Source organism: Pseudoalteromonas sp. TAP-3C (assembly GCF_059888565.1).
This window is the reverse complement of record NZ_JCBFEM010000002.1, coordinates 84946-111063: the sequence shown is the minus strand read 5'-3', so window position 1 is coordinate 111063 and position 26118 is coordinate 84946. Positions and strand designations below refer to the sequence as shown.

Sequence of the window (26118 nt, the reverse complement as noted above, 5' to 3'; positions counted from 1 at the left end):
CCAGTACATACTGCAGTATAGCAGCCAGTATGTACTGATATGTCATTCCTTATAAAGAACTATCCAATAACAGAAAACACGAGCCAAATATTGTAAGCACAAAAGGCAATGAGTAAGCCGGCCCCCTCTAGTCGATTAATACGCCCTGCTCGACGAAATCCGTAGGCCATAAATAATAACGCTAACGTCATTCCCATCATAACAGGCCAATCACGCAATAATACATCAGCAGATAAGCTTGTCATGGGTGAAATAACACCAGCAATACCGACTACGGCTAATAAATTAAACATGTTAGAACCGACGACATTACCAATGGCAATGTCATGTTCTCCTTTTTTAACCGCGATGATAGATGCTGCCAACTCAGGCAGTGATGTACCCAATGCAACTATTGTTAAACCTATAATTAAATCGCTTACACCAAGAGATTCTGCAATACTCACAGCCCCCCAAACCAATACTCGAGAACTTATAATGAGCAACACAAGACCCAACACTAACCAAAAAACGGCTTTTTTAATTGGCATAGCATGTTCTATCAGTTCTTGATCCATTTCGCTTTCTAAGGCATCACCTTTGCCTTTCATTGCCGAAAAAATACTCCAACCAATCAATAGAAAAAAACCGATTAATAAAAGCACCGACTCAAAACGTGTTAATCCACCATCCCAAAGAAAGTAACCTAATGCTAAGCCAATTAGTAATAATAAAGGAATTTCTTTTTTTACAATTTTTGATTGCACCAAAATTGGCGTAATAATCGCTGTTAGTCCAAGGATTAAGCCGGTATTAACAATGTTTGAACCTAATGCGTTTCCTAATGCTAAGTCTGGATTACCATCAATTGCAGCCATTGCCGAAACCACCATTTCAGGTGCCGATGTACCAAAACCAACAATAACCATCCCTATAAGTAACGATGGCATGCCTGCATATTTAGCTGTAGCTGCAGCACCTTCAACAAAACGGTCGGCGCTCCAAACTAATAATATAAAACCACCTAAAATGGCTAAAATTGCGAGTGTCATAAGGTTACCTTAAATTTTAAATAACAAAAATGTTAATGCTTAACGATATTCAATAGATTATTTTTATGTCTAGATATCATTTAGCTGCTTTATAAATAATTAATAGTCAGTACAGCCTCATATTCTGACATTGTTTACGTAGGAAAAATATAATAACAGTGATTTAAAAAACATGAAGACGAGATTAATTTATTGCATCAAGGAAAGGGCGAATTGCAACGTAATACTTTTTGTTACTGATTGTAATAACACCGTAATCCTTTTAGACTGGGTTAATATTGGTCTAAAAAATAAATGAGTGTATGCAATTTAACGTAACAAAAAGTGCTGCGAATATATTTTACAGTGCGATCATTTATTTTCATTTTATTGTTTTTATTTTAGGCATTGTTGAGTTGGTATTTTTTAAATATCAATTGATGGAAGTGATTAGCCCTCTGACAGCAATAAACGCGTTATTAATGACTATTATTTTATCAAACTTACAGCGGCTTAATTTAAAGACCAAGTCAAAAAAATATAAAGTGTCACTGATTATTGCAGGGTGTTTGTGCGTTTTGTTGCTGCAGCTGTCATTTTGGTTTCATATGCAGCATAGCTTTCATATTAGGCTGATTGATTCTAACCCATTTACTTTATCTTTATCCCCGGTTTTTTTGTTTACCTTTGTTGCAGCAATTTTAGTTAAAGCGTCTTATAAAAATATTCAAATAACTGAAATGAAGAAGATCAAAATAATCGCTTTCATTTTTGTTTTTATCAGACATTGATTAGACCAAATTCATAAACTTTTATTTAATGTTAGGTTAAAAAAATCCTAAGTTTGCTGTAATTTGATACAATAACACCTCAACTTCGAGGTGTTTATGAACTTAAAAATCAAACGGTTAGATCATCATGGTATTGTTTCAGGTGTCATTGCAGACTTAAAAATAGTGTCCCTTTTAGACCAATATTTACCTCAAGATGAAAAGCAAGAAATTACCCCAGGTGAAGCGGTTAAAGGCATGATTATGAACGGCCTTGGGTTTGCCAATCGTCCTTTATCTCTCAGTCCTCAGTTTTTTACTAATTTGCCTCTTGAACATTTGTTCCGTAAAGGTGTTCAAGCATCGCATTTTAATCGTCATAAATTGGGAAGAACCCTCGACCAATGCTTTGATTTTGGTTGTGAAAGCTTATTTTCACTCGTCTCAGAGCAAGCATGTCAACTTGAACAGGTTGATCGTACATTTGAATCATTAGATACAACGAGTCATTCTCTTACTGGTGAATATGCCGTTGACGAAGAAAATACCGATGAAAATATAATAAGAATCACGCACGGCTATAGCAAAGCTCATCGTCCTGATTTGAAACAAGTAGTACAAGAAATTATCGTTAGCCAAGATGGTGGTGTGCCACTTGCGTGTAAAAACTGGGATGGCAATAGTGCTGATACCGCTATTTTTGAAGCACGCAGCAAAGCCCTTGTTAATGAGTTCAAGAAAAGCAAGACCCCGAAATTTCTTGTCGCTGATTGTAAATTATATCATCAAAATAACGCCGAGTTTTTATCTAAGATTCAATTTATAACACTCATTCCTTCGACAATTTCGCTCGAGAAATCCTCCATCTCAACCGCTATTAAAAATAACAGTTGGATAAAAATTGATGATAACTATCACTATGTTGTTAATAATGTTGAGCACATGGGAATAAATCAGCGATGGATGGTTGTTTACTCAAATGCAGCAAATAACCGTGCAGTAAAAAGCATCGCTCGACAAGTCGAGCGTGCGCATACCCAGATTAAAAAAGCCCTTTATCACCTACAAGCACAGCGGTTTGCATGTCAAACCGATGCACAACGTGAACTTAATAAGTTAACGAAAAAATTTAAATATCATAAAGTGGCAACGATGCAGTTCAATGAACATAAAGTATACGAAGGGAAAGGCCGACCTAAAAAAGGTGCGCCAGTGAAATGTATAGAATGGCAAATAAGCGCAGAGATTGAAGAGAATGGCACTGCAATTAAAAAGGCAATAGAGCAAAAGTCATGCTTTGTATTAGCAACAAATGCAGATGAAAAAGACCTAAGTCCAGAAGATTTACTCACACATTACAAAGCACAGTCTGAAGTAGAAAAAGGCTTTAGATTTTTAAAAGATCCGTTATTTTTTGTCTCATCATTATTTATAAAAAAGCCAAGCCGAATAGATGCACTGTTGATGATAATGACACTCTCTTTATTAGTATATTCAATAGCTCAAAGACGATTAAGGGCGAACATGGAGAAAGTAAAAGCAACCATTCCAAACCAAATTAATCAGCCAATAGAAAGACCCACATTAAGGTGGATATTTCAATGTTTTGAAGGTATCAATTTAGTTCAGCATGGAGATAAAACCTACTTAGATGGGTTTAATGAGCTACGAGAAAAAATAATAAGATTCATTGGCGGTCACGCTATGCATTTATATAAAATAGAAAAAGTGGTATAGGGGTCTGATCAATGTCTGTTTTATTGGCGTGGCTGTTTGGCATCAAGCTTCACTAAGTGTAGTAAAAAACCAAGAGGCTAATGCCAGATCAAAAGTTTCTTTAATAGAGATAATGATCAATAAATCGATAGAAACACATCAAAAAGCACTCTCTAGAATTAAAGCAAGAGTTGATGGTGCGAGTATTGATGACTTTAGGCGCCTTGTTCGCATAGACCAAAAAACCTATACGGCTGATTATAGTATAATAAAAGGTGTTTTAGTGCTTGATAGTGGGCTTAATTTTGTAACCGGTAATGCCTTTTCAAAGAATTTTTATTCGCAAGGCATGTTAGAAAAGCCGACAATACAAGCGTGGCTAACACAAAATAAAAATGATATTCAGTTTGCGGCAAATTCATTAACTTTAGACTCAGATACACCCATCATTATGCTTTTAGCGTCGATTGAATTAGTTGATAAGCAGCAGTTTTATATATTAAATTTATTAAATATCAATCTATTACTAGAAAAAAGCTATCTAGAATACTTAAGTCAATACGATACTTATTTAGAGTTAGGGCCAAATATCTATTTTTCGGTAGATAAGAGCAATGAAAATAAGACAAGCCTTATTGAATTAAGTAAAGGCTATAATCACTTCATCACTCAAAAAATAAATATTATGGATTTGGTTGAACCGATCTTCCGCACCCATTTTAAGAATAAATCCGCTGATATTTTTCACCCAAGCAATCAACAATGGTTTGATTGCGCGGTTGCATATTCGCCACTATGGGTGGTTTATCTGGTATGTACATGATGATGATATGCTCGAAGCACTGGAACACCCAGCGTGCTGTGGGGCGTTGGCCCGGCTTGTATTTCATCGTGGGGAAGTAGCAGTCTTTCTCCACCAAGGTTTTACGGATTTGGTGCTCTAACCCCGCGTACACCATTAGGCAGCAAGTCATTACCATGAGTAACGCTTCAATGCGCTCAGGCTTTTTCAGGTAAATAGCGCTCGTAAGGAAGTCGGGACTTTTCAAGAATCGAAAGCCTTTTTCCACGTTTTGCTGCGCTTTGTACCTGCTCAGCAAGCTGGCCATATCAAGATGGTCGCTAACATCATTGGTGGCAATAATAAATAACCCCAGTTGTTGTAAAGCGGCTTTTCTGGATGCCAGTGGTGTGCATAATGCACCCGTAATCTGGTATTCGATACGCTCAGGTAACTGCCCTGCTTTAGGGCGTCCTGCTCCCTTAAAAATGGCTACTTCAACAACATTTGCATCCACATCACATACCGCTTGTTTACCTCGCCATTTTATAAGGGCGCTTTGTGCGTCATTTTGGCAAGCGAAGCGTTGTTGGCACAGTTTTTTAAAGCTTTTGCGGGCAACTTCTCCGGCTTTTAGCATACGCTTGTTCAGGTTATGCTGCTCTCGCTTATACGCCTGCTCACTGCGAATGAGTAGCCATTTTTGTTTCACCCCCCCGTATTCACTGTCATAACTCACGCCTTCATAGCCTGGTGAGATAGGGGTGAAATTCAAGTTAGGCGCTTGCTTAACAAGGGTTTTAGCTTCTTTGAGGGTTTGCGGTACCCGCGTAATGAACAGTTGGCCTTGAGTATGTAAATCTACAATCGTTTCTTGCACATACAAGGCGGCATCGGCCACCAAATAGCGGCTGGCTTGCGCGGCTTTTAAACTGCCAATATGCGCCTTTACAATCTGTTTAAAGCCTTCCATGTCATTACTGTTGCCACTGGCAGGCTTCATATAAACCGGTATGCCGGATTGGTTCTCACAGATAAGATTGAGTATCACTTGGTTGAGCTCAGGGCGATGGTCGCGCGAATAACCTTTAGCGATACGGATAGATTTTGGTTCACCATCATCAGGCTCGCTTGTCGCTTTGCCATCGTAATGAAAGCTTGTTGAATCAAGGTGTAAAGCTTCGGTTTGTAACCCTAATTTCTCTACCACCGCCTCACCCAATTGCTGATACAGCTTCGATACGCCGTATTCATATAAGGTGTCTAAACAGCGACCAAGCGCATCGTCGTTGATGTGCTCGGACTTTACGCCTTCACCAATTAATCTATCAAGCGGCTTGCCTTGAAAATACTCGCTGTACATATGCAGTGTGCGGCCAGTGAAACCTAGGCCGTTTAGCACCATAGCCAACACTAATTGACCACAACTGATGTTGCGCTCAGGCGCCACGCCACCGAGTGCGTTATCAATAATATCGACAAAACCTAGATCGTGACAAAATCCAGCAACTAAGCCGTGGTGTTCGAGTTTTTGGGCATAAGGGATAGACATAAATACGCGCTCTCAAAAGAGAGTAATAGATCAAATATGGGGATCGCCGTCAAGTGTTTTTTAACAAAATTCGATCAACCGCTCATTTAATGAACTAATTTAATTCAGATTTAGGGTGCGGAATGACAGGTTGAACACAATGTTTACAGCTTTATCGATGATTATACAAGCATACATATAGATACGATAATTGATCAGTCAATACTTTGGCTTACTTTCATGTTTATATTTATTTTTATTCAAGTTGCTGATTCTTCAAGAGTTATCAAGTTCAGAGCAAGGCATGACGAGCTAACCGGGTTGCTTAAATTAACGGCTTTAGAAGTTGAATTTTTAAAAGTAAGGTCTAAAAAACAAAACAGTCATTTTTCAACCGTTATTTTGAGATTGGATTTTTTTGACGTCATCCACAACGCGTTAGGTTATAAAATAAGTGATGCATTGATCAAAAGTGTATCAGACAGACTGTATCAAAGCATGAATGACTTAGCGCTAATAGCTAAGGGAGCGGATGATAGTTTTGTTTTATATTTTTTTGATACCTCTTCTGAACTATTAGAACAAAAAGTTGAGTCATTAATAATGGCGCTTTCACACGTTCACTTTATTGATGATCAGGCGTTTAACCTTACTGCAAGTGCTGGGGTTGTGAGTTATAAACAGTTAGATTCATTCGATATGCAATTAAATATTCAGCAAGCAAATATCGCACTTGAAAAGGCCAAGCAGCTTGGAGGTAATCAAGTTCAGTTTTATCAGCAGTTTATGGAAGATAAGCACAATGAAACTGTCACCATAAGAAATAACCTACAAAGTGCGCTTAATAATAATGCCTTAGACGTTTTTTATCAGCCGGTGCATTGTTTAACTCAAAATATCATTACAGGTGTCGAGGCATTAGTTCGATGGCGAGACGGTGATAAGTGGATCTCACCGGCGAAATTTATACCGGTTGCTGAAACAACAGGGCAAATAATCCAAGTAGGTGAACAAGTGCTAAATAGGGTGATTGAAGATATAAAAAAATACCCTCAACTACAAAATATTACTGTTGCTGTTAATTTTTCAACCAAGCAAATTATCAAAGATAATTTTTCACGTAATTTACTTGCCTTGTTAGCTCAGCATAACATCACATATAAAAATTTTACCGTAGAGGTTACAGAGTCATCTTTTCAGGAGAAAACAAGCATAGAGGAAAAACTAATTGAATTAATTGATTCCGGGCTTAATGTAGCGATAGACGACTTTGGAACGGGCTATTCGAGCTTGTCATACCTTGCCCATCAGCCAGCAAATATTATTAAGATAGATCGTGAATTTACTATTGACGCTAACGTAAATACTAAAGAGCAAAAGCTGTTAGACACCATCATTAAAGCGTGTTTTGACTTAGAAAAAAAAGTAATAGTTGAAGGCGTTGAAGATGAAAGGTTAATTAAACATTTAACTAAATTCAAAGGGGTAAGGGTTCAAGGGTACTTTTTCTCAAAACCGTTACCTATAGATCAATTGATAGACTATATAAAAATACAAAAAAACTGCAATTTTGATTAAAAACCAATTGATAACTATTTTCGTTTAGATTAGTATGTACTTACTAAATGTAATTGAGAGTTGTTTGTATTCATGTATATTTGTCTTTGTCACGGCGTGACCGATAAAAAAATTGAGCAAACCATCGACGATGGTGCTACTACCATGCGCGAGCTAACTAAAGAACTTAAAGTAGGCAGCCAATGTGGTAAGTGTTGTTGTTGCACTAAAAAAATTCTCAATCGTAAACTGATTCAAATTGCAGATGTCACTGAGCAGGTTGCTTAGTAAGTGAAATTATAGCTATAAAAAAGCAGCCTTAGCTGCTTTTTTTATTTGTTGCTCTACAGTTGTGACTGTAAATAATTTTCAAGACCGGTGTTTTTTATCAGCAGTTGCTGAGTCTCAAGCCAATCAATTTGTTCTTCTTGTTCATTTAAAATGTTATCGAGCGTTTCACGGCTGATATAATCTTTTTTACTTTCAGCTAACTTGATAGCCGAGCGAAGCTCGTCAACCGTATCTAGTTCAAAGCTCATATTAGCAGCAATCATCTCTTCGCTGTTTTCGCCAATGCGTAAGCGACCTAAATCTTGCAAGTTTGGTAAGCCTTCTAAAAATAAAATTCGCTCAATTAAACGATCGGTGTTTTTCATCTTTTGTATTGATACTTTATAATCGGCTTTGTCTAGTTTACTAAAACCGAAGTCTTTAAACATGCGAGCATGTAAAAAATACTGATTAATACCAACAAGCTCATTCGCTAAAATTTTGTTTAGCGCTGCAATAACGTCTTTATCGCCTTTCATAATATCAGTCCTTATTCGCCCATTTGCGCTTGATGATAGTTTTGAGTACCAATCTTGTCGATCAGGCCAAGCTGTTGCTCTAACCAGTAAACATGGTCTTCTTCGGTATCAAACAGTAGCTTTTCTAAAATTTCACGCGATTGGTAATCTTGTTGCTGTTCACAAATAGCAATGACGTCTTTTACACATGCAACAACTTCTAATTCGAGTGTTAAGTCGTTTTTCATCATGCTTTTAACATCGTTACCAATCAATAAGTCACGGCGTTTGGTCATATTGGGTATGCCCTCTAAAAAAAGGATACGTTTAATTAACCAATCAGCGTGGTCTTTTTCTTCTTCCATTTCATGATTAAGGCGCTCGTAAAGTTTATTTAAGCCCCAATCATCGTACATGCGTGAGTGGATAAAATACTGATCAATGGCAGCTAATTCATTCGCTAACAATGTATTGAAGGCGTCGATTACTTTTTGATTACCTTTCATGATGGCTTACCTTAAAAATTCTAATTATCACTAGTCTAGTGCAATAGTACAAAATTGCAAGTATTTTGCTTATAAATCATATGGTTAATATTGAGTTTGATTATCGTTTAAGTTTGTATTGCGGGTTAATTTATTGACATGTAGTTATTTGTATTTAAGTTTAAAGGTTAAACTAAGAAAGGCTCGTTCATTACACAGCGCAATGAACGAGTTTAATGATGCTTAAAATTTATATTTAACGCCAACTGTTGCTGTTGTTCCTAACCCTTTGATGTTATAGCCGCCATATGTGTATGATTGCGCACGAGCAGGGAAGTAATCTTCGTTAAATAAGTTTTCGATACCTGCAAACCCTTGCCAGTTATCAGCAAATTGATATTGGCCAGTTAAGTTAAAAATATTATAACTTTCAACAGGGCCTTGATCGCCCACATATTTGCCCTCGTCATTTGCTGCAAAGCGTTTTCTGTCGCCGACATACAGGTAACTTAATGTCAGTGACATAGCATCGCTAGGTCGCCAGTTTAGGTTAGCAGTCGCTTTTGGTGGGCTGATCTGTTTAGAACCTAAATAAACATCGGCTGCGGTGTTTTTACCTTCAACATAGCTATACGTTGCCAGTAATTTCAGGTTTGCAGAAATTGTGTAATCTACCAGTGTTTCGTAGCCCCAAATTTCTTGTGGTGCTCGCACTGGTTCATAGACGCCGGTCACTTCATTAAATTTATTGGTTGTACCAAGTTCAGAAGTACTACGGTAGGCGGCAACTTCAAAACGTATATTATCAAATTGTGAATTAAAACCAATTTCGTAGTTGTCGATGATCGAGGCTTGTGTTTGGATCTGTCCGATATCATTCACCGTGGCGGCGCGCAGCAAGCGACCAATATCTGAAATATCAGAGCCTTGTGAGTAGCTTAAAAATGGGCTGAATTTTTCATCAAGATTGTACTTAATCCCGATATTATAGGTTGTAGCATCGTAATCAATGGTGTCACCTTTAACGTTAATAGGCACTGAGCACTGAGTTGGCGTTTTACATAGTTTAAGTGTGCGGTAATCGTCTACAGTTAAATCAATGCTTTCTTGGCGAACACCGGCTTTGACGATAAGGTCATCAGCAATCACCCACTTGGTTTGTAAAAAGCCAGCAACACTTTGCATATCCATCTCTGGCACCCAGATACGGCCATCAGCAAGTGGCTGGGAAGTCACATCGGTTAATGCATCGATACCATAAATAAATGAAGCTTCGACAGAGTTAAAGTCTATTTGGCTATTAAACGTGGCACGGGCGCCTTTTTTCTCTGATCTGATAATTGACTGGCCTCCTTCGTAGCCTTCGTCTAGGTTGGCTAGATTAGGGGAGAAGAAAAACACGTTTTCTATATCTTGCATATAAAGATCTAAGGTCATTTGAGTGTTTTCAAATAACGCGTAATCGGTGTACTTTAAGGTGATATTTTCGTTACCTTCGGGACCTTGCGGTTTACCTTGTTTTTGTAATTCAGGTGGTACATGGATTGCGTAGGTTTTTTCGCCTAAGCTGATATCGCCAGCAACATCGCCTAGGTCGGTTTTTTGCTGTGAACTGAAGTAGTTATAAGTAAATTGTAGTTGTTTTTCGTCATCAAAATCATAGCCTAATTTAGTAAAGTAGTTTTGTGTAACTGCATCAGATAAACCATATTGTAAACCAAGTATATCGCCCTGGGCATCGCGTTGTACGCCATTTTCTTCATAGCTGGCGGTTACCAAATAGCTAAATTTGTCAGCTTGGCCATTAATGGCTGCTGATAGCCTTGTACCTGCACTTTCTTCAAGTTTTACCGCATTAAAGCGACTCGATAAACTTATTTCACCTGCGGTTTTACCATCACTTTTTGCTTGTTTAGTGATGTAATTAATAATACCGCCTGATGCACCGTTACCGTAAATAGAGGTGGCTCCTTTGATCACCTCAATGCGACCGATGGCACTTGGGTCGAGGCTCTTTATACCTAAAGAGCCATTACGCAGTGGGGTTGATTGCGGCACGCCGTCAATCATTATAAGTGGAGCACGACCACGCAGTGTTTGCCCGGTATTGCTCGAACTACCTGTATCGGGAGCAAGGCCTGGCACCATTTGCGCAAGCAAGCTTTGTAGCTCAGGATTTACTTTTAAATGCTCTTCGATTTGCTGTTGATTGATAATAGTAATTGATGCAGGAACCTCATCAATGCTTTCAAAAATACGGCTACCAGAGACAATCACACGCTCCATTTGTGCATCGGTTAACTGGTCTTTATTGATTGCTTCATCGGCAAAAGTGGCCGTGCTTACAGCGAGGGCTAATAAAGTGAAAGAGGTTTTAAACATGAAGATCCTTTACGACTATGTAATTATGAAACATTGCTATTTTTATTAGCGCAATAATAAGTGTAAAGAAGTGTAAAGGCAAGGTTATTGATAGTTATTATCAATTGCGTTTTTATTATTGTTTATTGAAAAAAGTTAAACATCAACATTATGCTTACAATTGGTGCGATTAATTTTAGGATCTAAAATAGGAAAAATAAGGCAACGTTATTTGTTTAAAACATGGGTTGTCACAAGGCAAAAAGTATATTTACATCGAGTCAGGAACGGCAGTTATCTATAATGACGTTTATACCAAAAGTAACCCCCGTTAATAGTAAAAAAAGCAGGTAGTAGTACAATTAATAGCCATAACATTTGCACCAGAAAACCGGCATAATCGCCAATATGAAATGTGTATCCGTCTTTCCGCACCCAAAAAAATTAATAAAAAAGCTTGACGACGATCTCCATTTTTGATCTATTACTTATCTTTAAGTGGTGTAAAATTTATGGCGTCTTATTCAACAAAAAGTCTTGATCATTTAGGTTTAGTCGCAGGTATGAACAAAGAACTTGGTATTGCTAAGTTAATTGATCAATCACTCCCTGAGCAAAGCCCTGATAAGTTGATTTCTTATGGTCAACTTGTTGAAGCCATGATTTTAAATGGGCTTGGTTTTGTTGGCCGCACTCTGCATATGTATCCGCAATACTTTAAAGAGCGCCCCGTTGAGCGCCTTATTGGAGAAGGGATAAAAGCTGAGCACATTAATGATGATGCATTAGGTCGTTGCCTTGATAAACTGTATGACGCCGGTGTTTCCGGTATTTATCAAACCTTATCAGCCCACGTTGTAAAGCACTTAAACCTTCCTTGTGAAGGTATCAATTTAGACTCAACCAGTATTCATGTTGATGGTAAGTATGAGGATGATATTGATAGCCAAGCGATCAAACTTGTCAAAGGCTATAGTCGAGATCACCGCCCTGAGTTAAATCAAGTTATATTGAATTTGATCACAGAAAACAGAGCGGGGATCCCTATTTATATGCAAGCAGCCAGCGGTAATAGCAATGATAGCGAAGGCTTTAAACAGATTGTAAAACAGCATATAAGCAGTCTCAAAGCGGCACAGAATAGCCGTTACTTTATTGGCGATGCAGCGCTTTATACCGCAGAAACGATCCAATCACTTCACGAACAAGCGCAGCTTTTTATTTCCCGTGCGCCACAAAAATTAAAACAGGTTAAAGAAGCAATCAAGGCACAACATACACTCGATTTCGAGCAGATGGACAATGGGTATAGCGGCAGGGCAAACGGGTAAAAAACATACAAGTACTTTTTGATCATTTGACCGATCCTAATGATCGTGGTTTATAATAGTCTTTGCCTGTACAAAACATGAAAGAAACGACTATCAGCCAAGCTTTTAATCAACTAACCGATCCAAGAAACTCTGCCAGTGTCCGCCATCCACTTATTAATATTCTGAGTATCGCTATTTGCGCTATTATCAGCGGTTGCAATAATTTTAACGAGATAGAAGAATACGGAAAGTCAAAAGTAAAGTGGTTACGGAAATTTTTAGACCTGAAAAATGGTATTCCTAGTCATGACACTTTTAATGACGTACTCAATCGCCTCAACCCAACTGAATTTAATAGCGCATTTACCAAATGGGTCACTGAAATAAGTAAGAATAAAGAAGGAGTGATTGCTCTGGATGGTAAAGTAATGCGCCGTACATTAGATAAAGCCTCAGGTATGCCCGCAACTCACTTAGTCAGTGCATGGTCTGTTGAGAATAATTTTTGTTTAGGACAAGTTAAGGTTGCTGATAAATCGAATGAAATAACCGCTATCCCCATTTTGCTTGAGCTCCTTGACATAAAAGGAGCAACAATTACAACAGATGCCATGGGATGCCAGTATAAAATCGGTGAGCAAATAATCTCTAACGAGGGTAACTATGTGCTTGGACTTAAGGGGAATCAAGGGGAGATTTATGATGACGTTAAACTACATTTAGATACCCAGCTCAACACGCAATTTAAAAATATCCCACACAGCGTGCATCGTTCACTAAATGGTGATCACGGGCGAATAGAAAATAGAGAGGTTTGGTTAACGACAGAAGTAGATTGGTTGGTAGCACGACATCCACGATGGAAAAGCTTAAAAAGTATTGCCGTAATATGCTCAACACGAGAGGTAAATGGTGTAAGTTCGAATGAGAAGCGGTATTATCTTAGTAGCCATAAAGATAAAGACGCTGCATTTATTGCTGATGCTATCCGTAGTCATTGGCATGTGGAGAATAAATTACATTGGCAACTCGACGTTAGCTTTAATGAAGACCAAAACCGTTTACGCAGTGGGTATGCAGCTCAAAACATCGCGTTAATTAATAAAATAGCACTTAATCTATTGAAGAACGAAAAAAGTGCAAAGGTTGGAGTGAAAAGCAAGCGCTTGAAAGCGGGTTGGGATAATGTTTATATGATGAAAGTGCTAACCGTTGGGCTAACTGTATAAAATCAACCCGTTTGCCCTGGGTATAGCGGCGCTTGGTTGACATCAGAATATGGAGAAGTCAAGCAGCGTTGGTTATTGCTCAAAAGTGAGCAAGCCAAAAATAGAGAGCAACATACGCTCACTAAGCGGATGGAAAAAGAAAGCAATGAAACGCTAAAATCCTTTAAGAAATTAAACAAACAAAAATTTGCGTGTCGTTTAGATGCAGAGCAAGCACTAAAAACGTGGCAAAAAGGGCATCCTGACAGTGAAGTATATGCGCATGAAATCATTGAGCAGGGCGTATTTAAACGCAGTGGTCGTCCAAAGCTAACACAACAACCCGATAGTATTGAATATCAAATTACAGGCACAGTTTATTGGACACTAGCAGCGAGAAAAACGAGGTTACAAGACAAAGGCATGTTTATACTGGCGACGAATGATTTACGCGACTCGCTGTCGATGGAAAAAATGCTCAGTTTATACAAATCCCAACAAAGTGTTGAGAAAGGATTTCGATTTTTAAAGAGCCCTGACTTTTTAACCTCATCACTTTACTTGAAAAAACCAGAGCGGATAGAGGCACTGTTAATGATAATGACGTGCTGTTTAATGGTTTACGCCGCACTGGAGCATAAAATGAGGGCTGAGTTAAAAGCGCAAGAAGCTCATTTTCCCAACTTAAAATACAAGCCCTGTCAAAACCCAACAGCGCGATGGGTATTTTTCTGTTTCCAGGGTATTCATGTGTTAACGCTAAGTGAAACACAGGAATTAGTATTGAATATAGAGCAGAGGAACAGGACAATCATTGATTGCATGGGCAGTATCTATCAAGAAATTTATTCCTGAAAGCGTTGCGGAATGTCGGGTGTATTTAAAGTTCCACGCGCGAGTTGTGAGATTGGCCTTTGAGGCATCGTAAGATTGCAGGACTTGACCGGTGTATTGATCGGCCCATACCCAATTATAGGCATGACTTTCATCAGGATTTCTTACTCTTAGGGCAACTGGCTCGCTGGCTTTTTTAGGCAAATAGATACGAAATAATACAGCCTCAGGAAATACGGCTAATGCGTTTTGTATAGCCACTGCAAAGTTATCGCCATTGTTTATATTTGGCACTTCGAGTACCGGCGCTGTAGGGCGTGTCTCTACATTATTTTGTGTTACAAATTCAAGCACTGCTTTGGTTTGTGCTTGCCAATTAAATGCCATACCAGTAAAGGCTATTAAAATAAGCGGGATAAATACATGCCAATGACGGTATGGAGTTGGTAAAGCAAAATACGTAGTTTAGCTTTTGGCTTGATCACCAGTCGTTTTAAGCGGTTTTCGTTAGTATTAAATGAGTACGACGTAGCCACAGCTTTAACAACACAGATATCTTATGATATTTATAAAAATATAGATGCGATGATGAATAAGAACGCGAGCTGTTTTCAATAAAAATTCGATTAAATGCAATTATTAACTAGCAGTATGGTTTGTTATTGTGGCTGTTTATATTCAATAACACATTGCTCAATGGCAAATTCATGCTATTTTTAGCCCCAGCGTGAAAGGTCAACACCGCCGTCGCAACATCAATTACCAATGCCAATGCTGCCACTCACACTACAATCCAGCCATCGATTGGGGTAGGATTAAAATAGCTTTCTATTGCCTCGATAATTAAAAAACCACCAATAATAATGAGTGTGGTGCTGTTTAATAATGTGGCTAAAATTTCTGCGCGTTTATAGCCAAAGTGATAGTGGTCGTTAGCTTGATTAAAACCAAGGCTTTACGAACGGTATTTTACTTTGGTGCAAGCATAATTATCCCTGCGCCAACTAAAATAAATAGAACCCCTGCAACATCCCACAAATTTGGGCGAATGCCATCAATCCCCCATAACCACAATATAGCCACAGATACATAAACACCGCCATAAGCGGCATAGACACGACCTGCCGCAGTAGGGTGAAGCGATAACAACCAATAATTTCAGCGATAGCAGTTATTACGAATAAACCAAAGGTGTAAGGGATAGACATATAAAAGACTCGTATTAATGTGGGTCAGTAAAATTAGGCGCGGATTGATCTCGACAAATTTCTTCGGCTAACTCAATTTCAATCGTAGTGTGAGCCAATTCATATGTTTTCAGAGTTGATTGAATAGCAGTTTTTAGTTGTGTGTAACCCTTTAAGTTATCTGCTAACGTCGTTTTAACATGAGCTGTCAGTACATGCTGTTCCCCGTCAAGTGACCAAAGATGTAAATGATGTATACTATCAATTTCATTCAGTTCTTTTAGTGATTTACGGATATTAATCAACAGTTCATTATCCGGCACTGCCTGAATGAACAATCGCCCAGTGACCCAAAGATTACGCAGCACATTAAACAGAATAAACAATGTGAAGCCAATAGACAGCAGTGGATCGAGGATTGGCCAGTCGACAAACTGCATAACCGTTGCCACAATTAACACCGCAACCCAACCTAAAACGTCTTCTAACAAATGCCAGTTGAGAATTTTTTCATTCAAGGTATTACCGCCACTAAGTCGGTATGCGGCAAAACCATTCACGAGCACACCCAGTACAGCAAGCGCTATCATACCTTCAGTGTGAGGCATAACCGGGTCAGCCAAACGAGGAATAGCGGTAATCAACACCCAAACAGAGCCAGCAATAAGTACAAGGCCGTTGAGCAGCGCACCAAGCAGTGACAACCGACGATAGCCATAGGTGTATTCTGTATTTGCAGGTTTTTTACCTAACTTGTTAAGCAGCCAAGCACTGCCAATTGATAAACTGTCGCCGAGATCATGGACGGCATCAGCCATGATGGCTGTGCTATTAGTTAACCAGCCACCGATAAATTCGATAATTGTAAAACTCAGATTAAGAAAAAATGCCATTGCGATACGTTTAGAGCTAAGATCTTGATGGCCTGAATGATCATGTTTATGCACAGGTTTTCTCCACTTTTTAGCGATAAATATGCCCGTCACTTTCAAATTATAAGTGACGGGCAAAACGGTTTATTTCATATCTTTTATTTTTCCTTTTGAGAACCACTCAAATAGAACTGGCAACACAAAAAGCGTTAAAAATGTGGCTGTCACCAGACCACCTACAATCACACTCGCTAACGGTTTTTGGATCTCAGCGCCAACCCCATCAGAGAATAGCATAGGGAGCAAGCCAAGTGCCGATGTAATGGCAGTCATTAATACCGGTCTCAATCGTGAAACTGCGCCATCGAACACCGCATCACGTACTGCTAAGCCGTCCGAAACTCGCTGATTGATACTTTCTACCATGACGACACCATTTAACACTGCGACCCCAAATAAGGTAATAAAGCCAACGGAACTGGGTACGGACAAATACTGGCCAGATAACCATAGCGAAAATACTCCACCAATAACGGCAAGCGGCACATTAACCAAAATTAACATGGCTTGGCCGACTGACGCAAAGGCGAAATAAAGTAATAAGGCGATCAGTCCTAACGATACCGGGACCACTAGCGATAAACGCTTTTGTGCGCGCTGCTGATTCTCAAACTGACCACCAATCTCAATAGAGTAACCAGCGGGCAATTCTATCTTTTGAGCTATTCCTTGGCGAATATCGGCAACTACGCTGCCCATATCCCGTCCCTGAACGTTAGCTTGAATAACAACGCGGCGCTGCACATCATCACGGCGAACTTGTGGCGGGCCAGAGGCAATGCTCACCTCTGCTACATCACCAAGACGCACCCAAGCGCCAGAAGGAGCTTGTAATCTCAAATCAGCGATGCTTTGACGATCTTTGCGAAAACGCTCAGCAAGTCGTACATAAATGTCATAACGCTCATTACCATTGATGATTTGGCCTGCGCTGCCGCCGCCCAGACCTTCACGCACTAGCTCCATTACATCGCCTACGGCCAAACCATAACGAGACAAAGCACGGCGATCCGGTTTTATCACTAATTGCGACTCGCCAGCGATTTGCTCCATAGCTACATCGCGAGCACCATCAATCTCTTTTACTACATTCTCAATTTCTTGACCTTTTTCGGCTAACATAGCAAGGTCAGGGCCAAACAATTTGATAGCTAATTGCGCTTTTACCCCTGACAATAACTCATCAACACGGGTCGCGATAGGTTGTGAGAAGTTGAGTAAGAGCCCAGGATGTTGTTCGAGTTTTTGCTCCATTAGTGATTGTAGTTCATAGCGATTATCTGCACTGGTCCATTCAGGTACTGGTTTAAGGCCAATATATACCTCAATATTGTTAACCGGCTCTGGATCGCCACCTATTTCAGCACGACCAATGCGAGACAAAGCGTAGGTCACCTCCGGAAACTCCATCAACATAGCTTCTAATTTAGGCGCCACTTCTAATGCCGTATCTAAACTGGAGGATGGCGCGAGTGTCACACGTAAATTAATCGTACCCTCTTCTAACTCCGGTACAAACTCGGTACCTAAGCGTGGCAGTACTAAGGCCGCAGCAACCACCAAGATAGCAGCAATACCAATAACGACTTTGCTATGTTCCATTGCCCAGCGAAGTCCTTTGCGATAGAGTATATCCAGTGGCTTTAAAATAAAACTCTCCCGCTGGCGAATGCCTTTGCGGAACATGTATGTAGCTAATGCAGGGACAATAATAAGTGCTACAAATACAGCTGATACTATCGCAAGCATGATACTGATCGCCATCGGCTGAAACAGCTTTGCTTCAACGCCCTCAAAACTAAATATGGGCATAAACACCACGAGAATAATAGCGGTTGCAAAAAAGATGGGGCGTGCCACTTCTTTGCCTGCTTCTTGTAGGCGCAAGGCTATACCGTGGCTATCATGTACCGCGTCAGTCGGGTCTTTGTCATCACTGTCTACCAATGCCTGCCTTTGACCGTCATGTAACGCATCAGGGTGAGACAAGTGTTTAAACATGTTTTCCACCATCACCACAGAGCCGTCCACCAACATACCAATGGCTACGGCGATACCGCCTAGAGACATTAAATTAGCTGATAGTCCAAACCATGCCATAACCATCAGCGCAATACCAATTGAAATAGGTATTGAGATCAATACCAAAAATGTAGCACGCAGGTTCATCAGAAATAGCGCAAGAATAACCACGATAAAAAGAAAAGCCAGTATCAAGGCATTGATGACTGTTTCTACGGCTTGAGTAATGAGATCAGCTTGATCATAAAACGCCTCAAAACGCACGCCTTCCGGTAATGCCTGGTTAATTCGTTCGATGCGTGCATTTACGCCATCGATAGTGGTCTTTGTGTTGGCGCCCATACGTTTGAGTACGATGCCAGAAACTACTTCGCCGAGATTTTCCACCTTGCCTTCAGCATCCTTACGGGTCATGGTTACCGCACCTTGACGGATCTCGCTGCCAAGTGCTACTTGTGCCACATCAGCTACCGTAACAGTAGTACCGTCAACGGTTTTTAACGGCACTTGGCGGATCTCCTCCAAGCCTTTTTTACCATTATCTAACCAGCCGGTACCACGGATCACCAATTGCTCTTGCCCGCGATTCATATACCAGCCGCCAACATTGGTGTTATTACGCTCTAGTGCATCTATTACTTGATCCTGAGTCAGACCATAAGCTAGTAAACGCGATGGATTCAAATTAACCTGATATTGTCTGACGTCTCCACCAAAAGAAAGTACATCGGTTACCCCCTCCACCGGAAGCAATAATAATTTTACTACCCAATCGTTCAGACTGCGCAGACTCATCGCATCATATCCAGAATCAGGCTCTGCCACCAATAGATACTGGTAAACTTGACCTAATCCAGAGGTGTTAGGGCCCATTGCTGGTGTACCAACCCCCTCTGGAATGAGTTCTTTAGCAGCTTGAAGCCGCTCAAATACCAGCTGCCGAGCAAAGTAAATATCGGTACCTTCTTTAAATACCACCGTAACGCCAGATAGGCCTGTTTTCGAGATCGAGCGAACTTCCTCCACATCTGGCAAAGCGTACATAACCGCTTCTACGGGATAAGTAATTAACTGCTCTACCTCTTCAGCAGCCAGCCCAGGCGCTTCCGTATTTATCGACACTTGTACATTTGTTACATCTGGGAATGCATCCAAATTGAGTTTTGGGATAATAAAAACAGCGCTTATTATCAAAGTTACCAGCGCTAATACCACTAGCAGTCGATTGAAAATAGCCCAATCAATAATTTTATTAAACATGAGTTCTCCTAATACTTAATGATTGTGCGGGTTGAAACCGCCTTTGGCTATTTGCGAAGCAACAAAGAAAGCACCTTGAGTAACGATCTTCATGCCTGGTTCAATACCGCTGATTTCTCGCAATGTGCCTAGTGGACGGCCAAGTTCTACTTCAACAGGCATAAACTCACCAGGGTGATCCTCGACAAAAACCGTCCAATCACCATCGGCACCGCGCATTAATGCGGTTTCAGGTACAGCAAATACAGGATTTTCTGTGCGAAAGCGAAAGAACACCTCAGCAAACTGCCCAGAGTGTAACTGGTGCTCTGGGTTATTTATCATTAAACGCACCGTTCGCGTACGGGTGACCGGATCTATAGTGTGCGCTTCTTGAGTAACAACGCCATTAATGCGTGAATCACCGACAACGACATTTGCTTGCGTTCCCGCATCTAGCGTAAGGGTAAGATCAGCTGGTAAATGTGCCTCTACCCAAAGTTGGCTTTCGTCAGCGAGAGTAATTAAGGGGGCGCCTGCCTCAATGCGTTGACCCTGTTCAAAATCATCGCTAAGCACGGCACCAGCTATCTCAGCATACAAAGTATATTCGCCCATGGTTTTAAACTGTTTAGATTCAAGCTCAGAGTCAGTCATGCCATAAGCTAGCAATGTTGCCTTAGATGCCTCAAAATTACTCTTTGCGCTAATATAACGCTGATCACCGACTGTTTTACGTCCAAGCTGTTGTACTCTTTGCCATTCAGGCTTAGCCGTTTGGTATTGCGCTTGTGCCTGTGCCATTCTTTCACTAAATAATGTGACTAATGGCTGACCCTGTTTGACATGGTCGCCTAAGGCTACATGACGTCGCAACACCACAGAAGGCACTCGTGGTGATACTCTATAACTGGTATAACCATTAAAAAGAATCTCTCCTGGTGCATAAAGCTGATAATCAACTACTTTAGCTGTAAGCACTGCTACTTGAATATCTGCTAGTGTCATCTGCGCAGTGTTCAATGAGGTAGAAGCGGTTTCTTCTTCGTTACCATGCTCATCTTCATCACTATGCTCGCCATGTTCACCGTTCTCACCTACTTTGACCTCATGCTCGTCATCGTTATGTTTTTCGGTAGTTTTATGCTCATCGTGACCGTCGTGTTCTTGATGGTTTTCTTTGCGATGCTCGTCATGTTTATCGTCAACATTATGGGATTTTACAACAGTTGATTGCTCTTTTACCTGCTCTAGCGAAGATGATTGGCCATAACTTGCGGTTACCGTGCCAAGGCCAGCAATTAAAATTGCTATTAATGTTTTATTCATATTCATTCTCTTATTCTCAATATGTTTGTGCTGTTATGGGCATAGTTGCAGTTGTCAAAGCACCTGATTGCAACAACACTTCGGTAAGTGCTAAACGTGTTTGCTTCTGCAGTTCGATGCCTGCTATCAAGCTTTCAGCACGTTGATTTAAGGCTAATAAATAATCTGTAGTAGATAGATCGCCACTGCGCCACTGACTTTCGAGCAATTGAGCACTGTTTTCGACTCGTCCTTCTACCAAAGATTGCCAACGTTGATATTGTTGTTGATAGCGTTGCCAAGCAGCTTGCGCAGCCTGCCAGCCAAAACGTTGCTTGCGATAAACAGCTTGAAAGCGCGCTTCTGCCTCTAGTGCCGTTTGCGTGGCAGCACGAGTTTCTGCGCTGAAGGTGTTACGTACGTTCAGCGGAATTGAAAATGTCAAACCGACTGCGCTTTCGTTGCCATCACGTCCCGCGTTAACGCCAAATGTCGGAGCTGCTTTTGCCGCACGTCGTGTAGCTTCAACCTCTTGCTGTAATGACATCCAACGAGCATGTGCACTGGCCACAGTTGGATGGGTTAACAACTCTTCATTAGTGACAGAGGTAGTACCGGATGGCCAAAAATCCTCGGGAATACCGCCTTTTTCAGGGGACCATTGCGGCAGTAACTCTCGAACCTGTATTTCAGCCTTTTGCAAGTTAGCTTCTATATTCGCCACCTGTACTAGTTGTTGTGCTAATGACAGAAACGTTAATTCGGCATCGATACTGCCAAGATCGCCGGCCTGTTGGCGTTTTTCAACTAGGTTTAACAGGGCGTCAAGTTGCTGTTGTTGCTCCTGTGCGATGATAGCGGCACGATTGGCGGCATGCCAGTCAGTGAGTGCGGCTAATGCTTGTGCAGTTTTCTCCATTAATTGCTGATGGTAAAACGCTTTGGCCGCCGAGCGTAAAAATACCGCCTGCTGACCTCTTGCGCCTTGTCTGTCCCACCAATCAATAGTTTGTTGAATACTCGCTCGATAGTTATTATTGTCACCATTACGTTCAAGTTCGGTTGACAACTCAGGGTTGTAAAGCGGTTGTTCTAATGCCTCAGCGCTCGCATTCGAGCTTTGCCATTGCTCTCTCGCTGCGGTTATTTCTGGGTGCTGTTGCAATTGAGACTGCAACCAGGCGCTCCAATCAGGTGATTTCGCGTAGCTAACTGCGGGCAAGAACAGCATCACTGTAACTAATAAAGTTTTTCGAGAGAAATAAATGCTTTCCATAAATAGACTCCTAGCATTTTCTGCAAAGTGGGGTGAATAATTGTTCAACAGAGCGTGCAAAATATTTGGCATAGCCATAACTAATCGCGACAGCAATCCACTCGACTGTTTGTATTATTGAATTGGTGTGTTTTTCGAAAACCAAACGAAAATGCGACTCTAGGTTTTCAACATTGAAGATTGTTATCTCAGACAACTTATTCCCTACCTGTACGGAATAAAAGTGTATGAGATCTATAATAAGTCTTGATAAAACTAATTTCATTTTTTCATTTTTTCACTTTAAACTAAGTAAGACGTAACGGCAGTAACCTGAGATTACAGCAGTTGATATTTTGCTTTCTTTTTCTTACGTGTTTTAAGCGATAGGAGGGCGAAATGGGTTGGCGGGGATACCTGAGAGTATATTTTTTCGATAAAGACTATAATGTTGTTCTAAATAAATATCATGGCTAAGTAAGGAGCTTATTTTTACTAACGATGCATGCCCATGGCAATGTCCGCTATTATGACAATCAAACTGAGGCTGTACTGTTTGCTCGGGGGATACTACTGATTGATTAAAATCGTTAATGTCTGACACTTGTGGGTCTTTAAATACCAGATTATCCGTTGAGTGTTGCTGAAATTGGTAATCATGCGCGGTCACTTCAACCGATTGTAAACAAATCAGTGAAGCGAGAAGCATAACTATACAACAACGAATATTCATTTATAAATTAGAGCCTACAGTTTTTTAACTACCCTAGTAAGTCTAACACAATATAATTTAAAGTAAACTTTTAAAAAGCTAGATTTATTTAAATCAACACGGCTAGCGCATTTTCTACTCTATTGGCTATATTACAATGACCATACTTGCTAAACTAAAGGCCACTATTTTAGGCTTAATCTAATATCACCATGCAAGTATTGTTATACGACAACCTCAATGAAAACAAAATAAGCGGCTTGGCCAAATTCAAACAGGCCATGGCGGATGACGACTTTGCCCGTACCGACGTTAAAAAAGTGGGCAACAATCTCTACCGTGCCAAACTGAATGCTAAAGCACGGTTGATTTTTTCCATTTACCAATACCAAGATATCTGTTGTTGTTTGGTGTTGGAATACCTGCCCAACCATGAATATGAAAAGTCGCGTTTTTTGCTTGGTAGCGGTCACATTGATGAAAACAAATTGCCTCAGATTAAATTTAGCGAGGTGACAGCGCAGCCCGTTGTCTATCTTAATTCGGCGAGAAGCCATTTTTATTTTCTCGATAAAGTACTTTCGTTTGACGAGCAACAACAGGCGATTTACGACACCCCTGCACCGGTAGTGATCATCGGCTCAGCGGGCAGTGGTAAAACCGCTTTAACCCTAGAAAAAATGAAACAAGCGATCGGTGATGTATTATATGTCAGTCACTCCGCTTTTTTGGTGCAAAATGCCCGAGATCTTTATTATGCCAACGGCTACAGTAATGAAGATCAAGAAGAAGTTGATTTCTTATCTTTTACTGAATACCTTGAAAGCATTCACGTTCCTCAAGGCCGGGAAGTGACTCGCCGTGATTTCGAACGCTGGTTTTCGCGTCAAAATAGCAAAAACCTCCAGGCCCATAAAATCTTTGAAGAGTTTAGAGGCGTGTTGACTGGGCCATCAATGAATGAACCTTGGTTAAGTCAGCAAAGTTATTTGCAGCTAGGGGTTAGGCAATCATTGATAGCGCTTGAGCAACGCCCGATTGTGTATAGTCTGTTCGAAAAATACTTGGACTTTCTCAAAGACCATCAATTGTTCGATGGCAATATCATTAGCCAGCAATATTTAGCCAAGGTCACTGCCCGCTATGATTTTGTGGTGGTGGATGAGGTGCAAGATATCACCAATACCCAGTTGATGTTGATCTTAAAATCCTTGCGTCAACCGGGGCAATTTATGCTCTGTGGTGACGCCAACCAGATAGTACACCCGAACTTTTTCTCTTGGTCGAAGCTTAAAAGTCTATTCTTTGATCAGTACGACTTACAATCAGGCGATAGGGCCTTACGTATATTGCAAGCCAATTACCGCAACTCGCCTTTGGTTGCCGCTGTGGCTAATCGGGTACTCAAGCTCAAACATGCCCGATTTGGCTCCGTTGACAAAGAAAGTAATTATCTAATGAACAGTGTTGGCGGACAAAGCGGACAGTTGCAACTGTTGGCCGACACTGACAAAGTACGTCGCCAACTGAATGACAGTACCGGCCGTTCGACTAAGTTTGCCGTGGTGGTGATGCACGTCGAACAAAAAAAGGCGGCCCAGCAGGTATTTAATACGCCTTTGGTGTTCTCTATTCAAGAGGCCAAAGGATTGGAATATGATAGCATCATCTTGTTTAATTTTATTAGCGACGAGCAACAAGTATTCAACGATATTGCCTCCGGTGTCGAGATCGCCGATTTAGAAGTCGACGAGTTAAAATATGCCCGTGCTAAAAGCAAAACCGATAAGTCGCTCGAAGCCTACAAATTTTACATTAACGCGCTTTACGTTGCGCTGACCCGTGCTGTCAACAACCTATATATTGTTGAGGCACAATTACAACACCCGATATTGTCATTGCTTGATTTATCCCGCTTTACCGGTGATTTAAATTTGCAAAAGCAAGAGTCTTCATTAGAACAATGGCAGCAAGAAGCGCACAAGTTGGCCATGCAGGGCAAGCAAGAACAGGCGGACGACATTCGTCAGCGAATACTCAAAGAAAAACAAGTCCCTTGGCAACCGAACGACCGGGCAGCGGTGGCTGAGCTTAAAGTACAAGCATTCGAAAAAGGCAATAAAAAGGCCCAGTTGTTGCTGATGGAATACAGCTTAATGCACCAGTATCAGGGTTATTTTACCGCCCTTGAAAGGGCGGAGTTTGTCGCCGCATTAAAGGCTCGCAAACACAGCGATAAGGCGATTAAGGCCATTTATAAAAATCACTTTATGTTGTATGACTTGAAACAGCCCAACGGCATGTTGCGTGAGATCAACAAATATGGGGTCGATCACCGAACGTTGTTCAATTTAACACCGCTGATGACCGCCGCATTTGTTGGTAACTTGCCAGTGGTTGAAGTGATTTGTGACTCAGGGGCCGACACCACCTTGATGGCAGATAATGGCTTGAATGCTTGGCAAATGTTGCTGGCTCGCCTGCTGTTATCGCCCGGTGAAATTTCTCAAGTCAGCCAGCTTTATCGTTTGTTGGCACCTAAAGCGATTGCTGTACAAGTGGATGAGCGGTTGGAAAAAATCGACGAGAACAATATGTGTGGTTTTCTGATCAATGTTTTTTTCAGCTTGTGGCATACACACTTACCGAATACGGTTGCTGATTCACAAGGGGCGATCACCGCAGCCGCATTGGCTAAAATGCTGGCGACCTTACCCGATAATGTACTATCGCCGATGAAAAAGCAGCGTAACTATATCAGCCGTTATCTGTCGGAAAATGAAGTAGACCGAGACAATCCGAAAAATCGTAAGCTGTTTAAGCGCTATAAACGTGGCCATTATGTCCTCAATCCTCAGATCAAGATCCGCCAAGCACAGACGTGGTATCCGCTACATCAATTACTACATTTTGACGGTTGGTCTTATCGCTTCCCTGATTATATGTATCAACCACGCCAACACCCGTGGGATACCGGTTATGACTTTGACAGAGTTGCTAGGGTGTATGACGCTAGACTAGCTGCGTTTAAAGCATGGATTGAGCCGTTTGTTTAATGAATAAATTTAATTCAAAATAGGGGGCGGAATGACAGACAAAAAAGAGAACT

Annotated in this window: 17 protein-coding genes and 4 pseudogenes; 8 read left to right on the top strand and 13 right to left on the bottom strand. The window is 40.8% G+C overall.

What is annotated here, in order from left to right; translation table 11 throughout:
* Positions 1 to 59: 59 nt before the first annotated feature.
* Positions 60 to 1031 (bottom strand): calcium/sodium antiporter, encoded by a 972-nt coding sequence (locus AC6H44_RS16475; RefSeq protein WP_500738915.1) that lies wholly within the window; start codon positions 1029 to 1031, stop codon positions 60 to 62.
* A gap of 866 nt (positions 1032 to 1897) precedes the next feature.
* Between AC6H44_RS16475 and AC6H44_RS16470 the strand changes: the two genes are divergently transcribed.
* On the top strand, positions 1898 to 3517 hold the full coding sequence (locus AC6H44_RS16470; protein WP_500735278.1) for an IS1634 family transposase: 1620 nt from the start codon (positions 1898 to 1900) through the stop codon (positions 3515 to 3517).
* A 28-nt stretch (positions 3518 to 3545) separates the two neighbouring features.
* A complete protein-coding gene (locus AC6H44_RS16465) occupies positions 3546 to 4319 on the top strand; it encodes a hypothetical protein (RefSeq protein WP_500738914.1) in 774 nt (257 codons plus the stop codon).
* Here the strand turns inward: AC6H44_RS16465 and AC6H44_RS16460 are convergent.
* Positions 4216 to 5829: an IS1634 family transposase gene (locus AC6H44_RS16460; RefSeq protein ID WP_500737386.1), complete on the bottom strand. Its 1614-nt coding sequence runs from the start codon at positions 5827 to 5829 to the stop codon at positions 4216 to 4218. The genes AC6H44_RS16465 and AC6H44_RS16460 overlap by 104 nt on opposite strands.
* Before the next feature lie 219 nt (positions 5830 to 6048).
* Between AC6H44_RS16460 and AC6H44_RS16455 the strand changes: the two genes are divergently transcribed.
* Together AC6H44_RS16455 and AC6H44_RS16450 are read left to right on the top strand one after the other, a co-directional pair.
* Entirely contained in the window at positions 6049 to 7386 is a 1338-nt protein-coding gene (locus AC6H44_RS16455) for a putative bifunctional diguanylate cyclase/phosphodiesterase (protein ID WP_500738913.1), read from the top strand.
* Positions 7387 to 7458: 72 nt separating this feature from the next.
* Positions 7459 to 7653, top strand: coding sequence for a (2Fe-2S)-binding protein (locus AC6H44_RS16450; protein ID WP_500738911.1), 195 nt, complete (start codon positions 7459 to 7461; stop codon positions 7651 to 7653).
* A 56-nt stretch (positions 7654 to 7709) separates the two neighbouring features.
* Here AC6H44_RS16450 and bfr (AC6H44_RS16445) read toward each other — a convergent pair whose 3' ends face one another.
* From bfr (AC6H44_RS16445) to AC6H44_RS16435, 3 genes are all read right to left on the bottom strand, one after another.
* Positions 7710 to 8174, bottom strand: a complete 465-nt coding sequence (gene bfr / locus AC6H44_RS16445) for a bacterioferritin (protein ID WP_500738909.1) — start codon at positions 8172 to 8174, stop codon at positions 7710 to 7712.
* 11 nt (positions 8175 to 8185) lie between these two features.
* Positions 8186 to 8659, bottom strand: a complete 474-nt coding sequence (gene bfr / locus AC6H44_RS16440; protein WP_500738908.1) for a bacterioferritin — start codon at positions 8657 to 8659, stop codon at positions 8186 to 8188.
* Between the two features lie 222 nt (positions 8660 to 8881).
* A complete protein-coding gene (locus AC6H44_RS16435; protein ID WP_500738906.1) occupies positions 8882 to 11020 on the bottom strand; it encodes a TonB-dependent receptor in 2139 nt (712 codons plus the stop codon).
* A 491-nt stretch (positions 11021 to 11511) separates the two neighbouring features.
* Between AC6H44_RS16435 and AC6H44_RS16430 the strand changes: the two are divergent.
* The 3 genes and pseudogenes from AC6H44_RS16430 to AC6H44_RS16420 all read left to right on the top strand — a co-directional run.
* A pseudogene (locus tag AC6H44_RS16430) lies at positions 11512 to 12312 on the top strand (IS1634 family transposase); the annotation flags it as partial.
* A 95-nt stretch (positions 12313 to 12407) separates the two neighbouring features.
* Positions 12408 to 13541 (top strand): ISAs1 family transposase, encoded by a 1134-nt coding sequence (locus tag AC6H44_RS16425; protein WP_500737093.1) that lies wholly within the window; start codon positions 12408 to 12410, stop codon positions 13539 to 13541.
* Between the two features lie 18 nt (positions 13542 to 13559).
* A pseudogene (locus tag AC6H44_RS16420) lies at positions 13560 to 14375 on the top strand (IS1634 family transposase); the annotation flags it as partial.
* Here AC6H44_RS16420 and AC6H44_RS16415 read toward each other — a convergent pair.
* The 8 genes and pseudogenes from AC6H44_RS16415 to AC6H44_RS16380 all read right to left on the bottom strand — a co-directional run bounded on the left by AC6H44_RS16415 (position 14298) and on the right by AC6H44_RS16380 (position 23030).
* Positions 14298 to 14741, bottom strand: a complete 444-nt coding sequence (locus AC6H44_RS16415) for a hypothetical protein (protein ID WP_500738905.1) — start codon at positions 14739 to 14741, stop codon at positions 14298 to 14300. The pseudogene AC6H44_RS16420 and the gene AC6H44_RS16415 overlap by 78 nt on opposite strands.
* Positions 14742 to 15054: 313 nt before the next feature.
* Positions 15055 to 15282: pseudogene (locus AC6H44_RS16410) on the bottom strand (cation efflux transmembrane domain-containing protein); the annotation flags it as partial.
* A 41-nt stretch (positions 15283 to 15323) separates the two neighbouring features.
* Positions 15324 to 15506: pseudogene (locus AC6H44_RS16405) on the bottom strand (YnfA family protein); the annotation flags it as partial.
* Between the two features lie 70 nt (positions 15507 to 15576).
* Positions 15577 to 16488 carry a cation diffusion facilitator family transporter gene (locus AC6H44_RS16400; protein WP_500738904.1) on the bottom strand — a complete coding sequence of 304 codons (912 nt, stop codon included), beginning with the start codon at positions 16486 to 16488 and terminating at the stop codon, positions 15577 to 15579.
* A gap of 69 nt (positions 16489 to 16557) precedes the next feature.
* Entirely contained in the window at positions 16558 to 19755 is a 3198-nt protein-coding gene (locus tag AC6H44_RS16395) for an efflux RND transporter permease subunit (protein ID WP_500738903.1), read from the bottom strand.
* 15 nt (positions 19756 to 19770) lie between these two features.
* A complete protein-coding gene (locus AC6H44_RS16390; protein WP_500738901.1) occupies positions 19771 to 21063 on the bottom strand; it encodes an efflux RND transporter periplasmic adaptor subunit in 1293 nt (430 codons plus the stop codon).
* A gap of 16 nt (positions 21064 to 21079) precedes the next feature.
* The gene (locus AC6H44_RS16385; protein ID WP_500738899.1) at positions 21080 to 22318 is read right to left on the bottom strand and encodes a TolC family protein; all 1239 of its coding nucleotides are present in this window, start codon (positions 22316 to 22318) and stop codon (positions 21080 to 21082) included.
* Positions 22319 to 22676: 358 nt separating this feature from the next.
* Positions 22677 to 23030 (bottom strand): hypothetical protein, encoded by a 354-nt coding sequence (locus tag AC6H44_RS16380; RefSeq protein WP_500738897.1) that lies wholly within the window; start codon positions 23028 to 23030, stop codon positions 22677 to 22679.
* A 191-nt stretch (positions 23031 to 23221) separates the two neighbouring features.
* Between AC6H44_RS16380 and AC6H44_RS16375 the strand changes: the two genes are divergently transcribed.
* Entirely contained in the window at positions 23222 to 26065 is a 2844-nt protein-coding gene (locus tag AC6H44_RS16375; protein WP_500738896.1) for a UvrD-helicase domain-containing protein, read from the top strand.
* The last annotated feature ends 53 nt before the right edge of the window (positions 26066 to 26118 follow it).

Excerpts from the sequence above, each read along its gene's own strand:
- AC6H44_RS16460 (WP_500737386.1), bottom strand. The coding sequence starts at position 5,829 with ATGTCTATCCCTTATGCCCAAAAACTCGAACACCACGGCTTAGTTGCT.
- AC6H44_RS16450 (WP_500738911.1), top strand. The coding sequence starts at position 7,459 with ATGTATATTTGTCTTTGTCACGGCGTGACCGATAAAAAAATTGAGCAA.
- AC6H44_RS16435 (WP_500738906.1), bottom strand. The coding sequence starts at position 11,020 with ATGTTTAAAACCTCTTTCACTTTATTAGCCCTCGCTGTAAGCACGGCC.
- AC6H44_RS16385 (WP_500738899.1), bottom strand. The coding sequence starts at position 22,318 with ATGGAAAGCATTTATTTCTCTCGAAAAACTTTATTAGTTACAGTGATG.
- AC6H44_RS16470 (WP_500735278.1), top strand. The coding sequence starts at position 1,898 with ATGAACTTAAAAATCAAACGGTTAGATCATCATGGTATTGTTTCAGGT.
- AC6H44_RS16390 (WP_500738901.1), bottom strand. The coding sequence starts at position 21,063 with ATGAATAAAACATTAATAGCAATTTTAATTGCTGGCCTTGGCACGGTA.
- AC6H44_RS16415 (WP_500738905.1), bottom strand. The coding sequence starts at position 14,741 with ATGGCATTTAATTGGCAAGCACAAACCAAAGCAGTGCTTGAATTTGTA.
- bfr (WP_500738909.1), bottom strand. The coding sequence starts at position 8,174 with ATGAAAGGCGATAAAGACGTTATTGCAGCGCTAAACAAAATTTTAGCG.
- AC6H44_RS16455 (WP_500738913.1), top strand. The coding sequence starts at position 6,049 with ATGTTTATATTTATTTTTATTCAAGTTGCTGATTCTTCAAGAGTTATC.
- AC6H44_RS16425 (WP_500737093.1), top strand. The coding sequence starts at position 12,408 with ATGAAAGAAACGACTATCAGCCAAGCTTTTAATCAACTAACCGATCCA.
- AC6H44_RS16375 (WP_500738896.1), top strand. The coding sequence starts at position 23,222 with ATGCAAGTATTGTTATACGACAACCTCAATGAAAACAAAATAAGCGGC.
- bfr (WP_500738908.1), bottom strand. The coding sequence starts at position 8,659 with ATGAAAGGTAATCAAAAAGTAATCGACGCCTTCAATACATTGTTAGCG.
- AC6H44_RS16395 (WP_500738903.1), bottom strand. The coding sequence starts at position 19,755 with ATGTTTAATAAAATTATTGATTGGGCTATTTTCAATCGACTGCTAGTG.
- AC6H44_RS16475 (WP_500738915.1), bottom strand. The coding sequence starts at position 1,031 with ATGACACTCGCAATTTTAGCCATTTTAGGTGGTTTTATATTATTAGTT.
- AC6H44_RS16380 (WP_500738897.1), bottom strand. The coding sequence starts at position 23,030 with ATGAATATTCGTTGTTGTATAGTTATGCTTCTCGCTTCACTGATTTGT.